General features: G+C 44.7%; 1 protein-coding gene. It reads left to right on the plus strand.

What is annotated here, in order from left to right; translation table 11 throughout:
* Positions 1-2445, plus strand: a 2445-nt coding sequence (locus tag EKM89_RS14285) for a hypothetical protein (RefSeq protein ID WP_225421901.1), incomplete at both ends; no start/stop codon positions are given.

Genomic DNA, 2445 nt, shown 5'->3' on the forward strand with positions numbered 1-2445 from the left:
TCAGAATCAGAAAGTGTGTCAGAATCAGAGTCGCTCTCATCAGCGGAAAGTGAATCGACCTCGATCTTAGAAAGCGAATCTGTATCGACGAGTGAATCAGAAAGTGAATACCTTTCCGAAAGTGAATCCACATCTGAGAGTCAGTCTGAGTCTGAATCGGAGAGTAAATCAGAATCCGAGAGTGAATCAGAATCAGAAAGTGAGTCAGAATCCGAGAGTGAGTCAGAATCCGAGAGTGAGTCAGAATCCGAGAGTGAATCTGAATCCGAGAGTGAGTCAGAATCCGAGAGTGAGTCAGAATCCGAGAGTGAATCAGAATCCGAGAGTGAATCAGAATCCGAGAGTGAGTCTGAATCCGAGAGTGAGTCAGAATCCGAGAGTGAATCAGAATCCGAGAGTGAGTCTGAATCCGAGAGTGAATCTGAGTCAGAAAGTGAATCAGAATCCGAGAGTGAGTCTGAGTCCGAGAGTGAGTCAGAATCCGAGAGTGAATCTGAGTCCGAGAGTGAATCTGAATCAGAAAGTGAATCAGAATCCGAGAGTGAGTCTGAGTTCGAGAGTGAGTCTGAGTCCGAAAGTGAATCCGAATCCGAGAGTGAGTCTGAGTCAGAGAGTGAGTCTGAGTCAGAGAGTGAGTCTGAATCAGAGAGTGAGTCTGAATCAGAAAGTGAGTCTGAATCCGAAAGTGAATCCGAATCCGAGAGTGAGTCTGAGTCAGAGAGTGAGTCAGAATTAGAAAGTGAATCAGAATCCGAGAGCGAGTCTGAGTCAGAGAGCGAGTCTGAGTCCGAGAGTGAATCTGAGTCAGAAAGTGAATCAGAATCCGAGAGCGAGTCTGAGTCCGAGAGTGAATCTGAGTCAGAAAGTGTGTCAGAATCAGAGTCGCTTTCATCAGCGGAAAGTGAATCAACTTCGTTATTGGAAAGCGAATCTGCTTCGACGAGTGAGTCTGAAAGTGAATATCTTTCCGAAAGTGAATCCACATCTGAGAGTCAGTCAGAATCCGAGAGTGAATCTGAATCCGAGAGTGAATCTGAATCAGAAAGTGAGTCAGAATCCGAGAGTGAATCTGAATCAGAAAGTGAATCTGAATCCGAGAGTGAGTCTGAGTCAGAGAGTGAATCAGAATCCGAGAGTGAATCTGAGTCAGAAAGTGAATCTGAATCAGAGAGTGAGTCAGAATCAGAGAGTGAATCTGAATCAGAGAGTGAATCTGAATCAGAGAGTGAATCAGAATCAGAGAGTGAATCAGAATCCGAGAGTGAATCAGAATCAGAGAGTGAATCTGAATCAGAAAGTGAATCTGAGTCCGAGAGTGAGTCAGAATCCGAGAGTGAATCAGAATCAGAAAGTGAATCAGAATCGGAGAGTGAGTCTGAGTCCGAAAGTGAGTCTGAGTCAGAAAGTGAATCAGAATCGGAGAGTGAGTCTGAGTCCGAGAGTGAATCAGAATCAGAAAGTGAATCAGAATCGGAGAGTGAGTCTGAGTCCGAGAGTGAGTCAGAATCAGAGAGTGAATCTGAATCAGAAAGTGAGTCTGAGTCAGAATCGGAGAGTGAATCTGAATCAGAAAGTGAATCTGAGTCCGAGAGTGAGTCAGAATCCGAGAGTGAATCAGAATCAGAAAGTGAATCAGAATCGGAGAGTGAGTCTGAGTCCGAAAGTGAGTCTGAGTCAGAAAGTGAATCAGAATCGGAGAGTGAGTCTGAGTCCGAGAGTGAATCAGAATCAGAAAGTGAATCAGAATCGGAGAGTGAGTCTGAGTCCGAGAGTGAGTCAGAATCAGAGAGTGAATCTGAATCAGAAAGTGAGTCTGAGTCAGAATCGGAGAGTGAATCTGAATCAGAAAGTGAATCTGAGTCCGAGAGTGAGTCAGAATCCGAGAGTGAATCAGAATCAGAAAGTGAATCAGAATCGGAGAGTGAGTCTGAGTCCGAGAGTGAGTCTGAGTCAGAAAGTGAATCAGAATCAGAAAGTGAATCTGAATCAGAGAGTGAATCAGAATCAGAGAGTGAGTCTGAGTCCGAGAGTGAATCAGAATCCGAGAGTGAATCTGAGTCAGAAAGTGAATCAGAATCGGAGAGTGAGTCAGAATCGGAGAGTGAATCAGAATCGGAGAGTGAATCAGAATCGGAGAGTGAATCAGAATCCGAGAGTGAATCAGAATCACTTGCAGCTAGCGAGTCAGAATCCGTTTCGTCGGCAGAAAGTGAATCGACCTCGATATTAGAAAGCGAGTCAACCTCCGAGAGTGAGTCAGAAAGTGAATATCTTTCCGAAAGTGAGTCAACCTCCGAGAGTCAGTCTGAATCAGAATCAGAGAGTGAATCAGAATCAGAGAGTGAATCAGAATCAGAGAGTGAGTCAGAATCAGAAAGTGTGTCAGAATCAGAGTCGCTCTCATCAGCGGAAAGTGAATCGACCTCGATCTTAGAAAGCGAATCT

The organism is Levilactobacillus fujinensis, assembly GCF_003946335.1.
Taxonomy (GTDB): Bacteria; Bacillota; Bacilli; order Lactobacillales; family Lactobacillaceae; genus Levilactobacillus; species Levilactobacillus fujinensis.